Source organism: Streptomyces sp. NPDC001515 (assembly GCF_053597115.1).
The window spans coordinates 1-4,891 of record NZ_JBSFHN010000076.1; the positions used below are offsets into that span (position 1 = coordinate 1).

Below are 4,891 nucleotides of genomic sequence, written 5' to 3' on the forward strand. Positions count from 1 at the left end.
CCGAAGAACCCCTCCTGCACCAAGCACAGCTTCCTCGCCGGCACCCCCGTCCTGCTCGCCGACGGACGGCGCCTGCCCATCGAGGCGGTGCGCGTCGGCACCCTGGTCGTGGTCACCGACCCGGACAGCGGCACGACCACCGTCCGGCCGGTCGTCGACACCATCCGCACCGACAGCGACCGGGACTTCACCCGCCTGACCGTGCGCGCCGACGGCATCCCCGCCCGCCTCACCGCCACGGACACCCACCCCTTCTGGGTGAACGGGCCGAACCGCTGGGTCGACGCGGGAGACCTCCGGCCCGGCGACCGGCTGCGTACGCCCTCCGGCGCCTCGCTCCTCGTCGAGTCCGTCACCCGCTACCACCGGCAGCAGACCACGCACGACCTCACGGTCAGCGGCATCCACACCTACTACGTGGGCATCGCCCGGCAGAACGCGCTCGTCCACAACTGCGACGAGTGGACCAGCAACGGCAACCTGGACGAGCACTACAAGAAGCACGGCGACGAGATGGGCTACGAGTCGCAGCGCGAGTACGAGGAAGCCGCCAAGGACCTGATGTGCGACTGCGACGGCGGCCGGCCGGGCGTCCTGGTGAAGGAGGCGTCCGAGGACGGCACCGTCCGGTACTTCGACCCGGAGACCGGTGAGTACGGGATGAAGAGCAAGAAGGGCATCATCACCTTCTACAAACTCGACGGCGGTCTGGCGGCCTTCAAGGGGATGCCGGGCACCATGCGGCGCAGGAGGCCGAGGATGCGACGTGGCCATGTACGGATCTGACACGGACGGGACCGGGGGAGCGGGCGGGGCCGTGCGGTACCCCTGCGCGGCGTGCGGCCACAGGGTGTTCGAGGACCCGCCCGGCTCCTCGATGATCTGCCCGGTCTGCCGGTGGGAGGACGACGCGAGCCAGCTGCGCTGGCCGGCGATGAAGGGGGGCGCCAACCGCGTCTCGCTCGTCGAGGCCCAGCGCGCCTACGCCCGTGCCGGAGTGAGCGAGGAACGGTTCGCCGCCGACGCGCGGCAGCCCCGCCCCGGGGAGGACCGGCCCCCGGGCTGGCGGCCGGTCGACGCCTCCGACTCCTTCGAGGAGCCCTTGGTGCAGGACCGGCCCTGGCCCGCCGACCGCACGGTCCTGTACTGGTGGACGCCCCGCTTCTGGCGGCGCCCCGACGGGGACGCCCCGTCGGGCTGACCCGGCCCGCCCGGCCGCATCCGCCCGCCGGGCCCCGTCCGGCGGCAGACATAATCGGCCGTATGCCCGCCGACCCGTCCACCCGGACCGCCCCCGCCCCGTCCCGCCCGACGCGGGACGGGGCGAGACCGGCCCGGGGACGGTGCGCCGCCGCGTTCGCCGCCGCCGCACCCGCGCTCGCCGCGTACGCCGCCGTGCGGGCCCTCGGGCTGATCGTCCTGTGGGCGGCGGCCGGGGCGTCCGGCAAGGACCCGGTGCACGTGCTCGCGGAGCGCTGGGACTCCGTCTGGTACCAGCGGGTCGCCGCGCACGGATACGGGTACACCGTCGTCCTCCCTGACGGGGCCGTCCACTCCGACCTGGCCTTCTTCCCGCTGCTCCCGGCCCTGGAGCGCGGGATCGCGGCCGTGACCCCGCTCGGCCTCGCGGGCGCCGGACTCCTCGTCGCGTGGACCGCCGCGCTCGCCGCCGCCTGGGGCGTCTACGCCGTGGGCGCGCGGCTGGCCGGGCGGCGCGCCGGGGTGGTGCTGGCGGCGCTGTGGGGGGCGGGCCCGACGGCCTTCGTGCAGTCGATGGCGTACACGGAGACGCTGTTCACCGCGCTCGCCGCCTGGTCGCTGTACGCCGCGCTGACCCGGCGGTGGCTCACGGCCGGGGCCCTGTGCGTGCTCGCCGGCCTGACCCGTCCCACGGCCGCCGCGCTGATCGCCGCCCTCGCGGTCACCGCCGCCGTCACCCTCGTCCGCGACCACCGGACCGGCGGGCCGGACGGGCTGCTGCGGCGCAACGGGCGGATGCTCGCCGGGGCGGCCCTCGCCCCGCTGGGCTGGCTGGGGTACGTGGTGTTCGTCGCGGTGCGCGAGGGGGACCCGTTCGCGTACTTCGACGTCCAGGCGCAGTGGGGCAACAGCATCGACGGCGGGGCCGCGCTGGCCGCGTTCGTCCTCGGACTGCCGTGGCCCGCCACGCTCGGGCTGTGCGCGGCGCTGGCCGCGCTGGGGTGGCTGGTGAGCCTGTGCGTGCGGCAGCGCCAGCCGCTGCCCGTGCTCGTGTACACCGTGGCGGTCGTCGTCGTCTCGCTGATCGGCTCCGGGTACTTCGGCTCCCGGCCCCGGCTGATGATGCCCGCCTTCCCGCTGTTCCTGCCGCCCGCCCTCGCGCTGCTGCGGCTGCGCTCCACCGCCCGCACCGGGGCCGCCCTCGCGGTGACCGCCGCCGCGTCGGCGGCGTACGGCGCGTGGACGCTCCTGGGCTCCGGACCGCCCTGAGCGGATCCGGGGCAAGGGTTGGGCCCGTGGGCCCAAGCGCCCGGCGCCTCCGGGTTGTTACCGTGCGGTGTCCGTGGGTGGGGAACAGCGGCGGCGGGGAACCGGCGCCGGTCAGGAGCGGTCAGTGATGAAGGCACGTACGGCAGCCATGGCGGCGACCACGGCAGTGCTCTGCCTCGCGGCCGTCGCCTGCGGTCCCGACGACAAGCCGTCCGCGACGGACGGCGACAAGGCGGCCCCGACGAGCGCGCGGCCGAGCGCCCCGTCCTCCGCCGCCTCCTCGCCCGCCACCGCTCCGTCGCCCACCTCCACGCCCACCAGCAGCGGCAAGGTCCTCGACAAGGCCGGCCTCGCGGCGGCGGCGCTGACCACCGGCGAGGTCGGCACGTACGAGGTGACGCCCATGCAGGGCGGCGACGAGACCGGCACCGAGCGCTCCGAGAAGGCGGAGTGCCGGCCCCTGGTCTCCGTGATCAACGGCGCGCCCGAACCCGCCCCTGCGGCCACCGTCTTCCGGACCATCATGGACAAGTCGGAGGAGGGCAAGGACGACCAGACCGTCGTCACCGAGATCCTCACCTCGCACCCCAAGGACGGGGCGATGCGGCTCATGCGCGACGTCCGCGACGCGGTCCGGGCCTGTGCGGGCGGCTTCCGCACGTCGGGCGAGGACGGCCCGTCCACGTACAGCGAGGTGAAGCAGCTCCCGCTCGCCCCGGCGGGCCAGGAGAGCATCGCCTACCAGGTGACCGGCAGCATCGAGGGCGACAAGGTGCCGCTCGTCTTCCAGCTGGTGCGGACCGGGTCGACCGTCGTCACGTTCTACGTCGCCGACTTCATCGGCGGGAAGACCCCCGAGCTCCCGGCCGGCCTGGTCGCCGCCCAGGCCGCCAAGCTGCCCTGAGCCCGCACCCCGGCCGCCCGGTCCGGCGGCCCCCGTGGACCCCACGCGGCTGCGGCCCGGCACCCCGGAATCCGGGGGTGCCGGGCCGCAGCCGTCCGCGCGTACCGGAGCGGCGGGTCAGCCGTCCGCCGCCGGCGCCCCCTCGGCCGCCAGCGCCGTCCCCGCCTCGTCGTACAGCTCGCGCCAGCGCCGCTCGTCCGCCGCGTTGCCGACCCGGATGCCGAACGTCCACGTCGGATCGAGGAACAGGGTGTGCCCGCCCTCGAAGTCCAGGGCCAGACAGGTGCGGACCCCGGGGGCGGCGCCCGGCGCGCGGTAGACCCGCAGTCCGGTGCAGCGCAGTTCGTCGCGGCCGTCGCCGAAGAGCTGCTCCCCGCACCGGGTGACGACGACCTCGTCCTCCGCGTCCGCGAGCAGTTCGACGTCGCTCCAGTCGATGCCGTCCGCCGTGACGGCCTCCAGCCGGTCGAACTGGCCCACCGACGCGAACCGCAGCAGCCCCTCGTCCAGCCGCAGCCAGACGACGAGCGGCTGCGGCCGGACCTCGGGAACCTCCTCGTCCCGGTCCAGGAACCCGGGGACGAGGACATCGCGGACGGGGTGGTCGCGCAGTGCCTCCTCGGCCGTACGCCAGCCGCTCATGTCCGCTCTCCCGCTTCCGCCGCACACCGTGCCCGCCCGGGGGCGGGACTACGGCGTGGGCACCTTCTTGGTGATCTGGATGCCGGTGTCCATGCCCTCGCCGCTCTTGAGGGCGGTCCAGAAGTCACCGTTCTCCTTGAGGACGATGGTCACGCCCTTGCCACGATAGATCAGGCCCTCGGGCTCGCCCTTCTTCAACGTGCCCTTGCCGACCAGCTGGAAGTCGCCCCGCTTGATCGCGTCCGCGATGTCCTGCCGGAACCGGGGACCGTCCTCCTTGAGCTTCTTGTACTTCGTGCCGAGCGCGTCCTCGACCAGCTTCTTGTGCCGCTGGAAGTGGTCCTTGAACTTCTTCGGGTCGCCCTCGCCGACCGTCGGCTCCTTCGCCGCCTTGACCTCGTCCGGCGACATGTCGCAGTCGTTGTTGTGGACGAGCGCGTGCGCCGAGCCGATGCCCACGTAGTAGGTGTGGATGCCGTCGACGGTGAGGTCGTACGTGGTCTGCCGCTGGGTGTACCGGGTGATGCCGGTGACCGTCAGCGTGCCGCCCGTCTCGGTGCGCAGGGCGTCCCCGCGGACCAGGTCGCCCGCGTCCGTCCAGCCGCCGTCGCCCGGGACCCAGAAGGGGTGGGTGTCCGTGGCGGTGAGCCGGGCCGGGACACCGCCGGCGAGCACGGTGAGCCGGGTGAAGTGCTTGTCGTCGTACGTGGTGATGGACCGCTCGACGCGGCGCGCCACCGTCCTGCCGCTCACCGGATCGGTCGCGAGCACCCGGTCGCCGGGGCGGACCGCCTCGATGGCACGGGTACGGCCGTCGGCCAGCAGGACCCGGGTGCCGGCGAGGAAGCTGTGCTTGACCGCGCAGGTGGTCGGCTT

Annotated in this window: 6 protein-coding genes; 4 read left to right on the forward strand and 2 right to left on the reverse strand. The window is 74.3% G+C overall.

Annotated elements, in window-relative coordinates:
- The 4 genes from ACWCXC_RS37285 to ACWCXC_RS37300 form a co-directional block, all read left to right on the forward strand.
- Positions 1–786 (forward strand): polymorphic toxin-type HINT domain-containing protein (locus tag ACWCXC_RS37285; RefSeq protein WP_450686063.1); only part of this gene is annotated, 786 nt, incomplete at its 5' end.
- Positions 773–1,201: a CPCC family cysteine-rich protein gene (locus ACWCXC_RS37290; protein WP_450686064.1), complete on the forward strand. Its 429-nt coding sequence runs from the start codon at positions 773–775 to the stop codon at positions 1,199–1,201. The genes ACWCXC_RS37285 and ACWCXC_RS37290, both read left to right, overlap by 14 nt.
- A 62-nt stretch (positions 1,202–1,263) precedes the next feature.
- Entirely contained in the window at positions 1,264–2,469 is a 1,206-nt protein-coding gene (locus ACWCXC_RS37295) for a hypothetical protein (RefSeq protein WP_450891801.1), read from the forward strand.
- Positions 2,470–2,596: 127 nt separating this feature from the next.
- Entirely contained in the window at positions 2,597–3,373 is a 777-nt protein-coding gene (locus ACWCXC_RS37300) for a hypothetical protein (protein ID WP_450891802.1), read from the forward strand.
- A gap of 117 nt (positions 3,374–3,490) precedes the next feature.
- Here ACWCXC_RS37300 and ACWCXC_RS37305 read toward each other — a convergent pair whose 3' ends face one another.
- The gene (locus ACWCXC_RS37305; protein WP_450686067.1) at positions 3,491–4,015 is read right to left on the reverse strand and encodes a hypothetical protein; all 525 of its coding nucleotides are present in this window, start codon (positions 4,013–4,015) and stop codon (positions 3,491–3,493) included.
- Positions 4,016–4,063: 48 nt separating this feature from the next.
- The coding region (locus ACWCXC_RS37310) for a polymorphic toxin-type HINT domain-containing protein (RefSeq protein ID WP_450891803.1) at positions 4,064–4,891 on the reverse strand (828 nt) is incomplete at its 5' end.

Bases quoted from the DNA above. Each gene is read 5' to 3' on its own strand.
- ACWCXC_RS37300 (WP_450891802.1), top strand. From the start codon at position 2,597: ATGAAGGCACGTACGGCAGCCATGGCGGCGACCACGGCAGTGCTCTGC.
- ACWCXC_RS37295 (WP_450891801.1), top strand. From the start codon at position 1,264: ATGCCCGCCGACCCGTCCACCCGGACCGCCCCCGCCCCGTCCCGCCCG.
- ACWCXC_RS37290 (WP_450686064.1), top strand. From the start codon at position 773: ATGTACGGATCTGACACGGACGGGACCGGGGGAGCGGGCGGGGCCGTG.
- ACWCXC_RS37305 (WP_450686067.1), bottom strand. From the start codon at position 4,015: ATGAGCGGCTGGCGTACGGCCGAGGAGGCACTGCGCGACCACCCCGTC.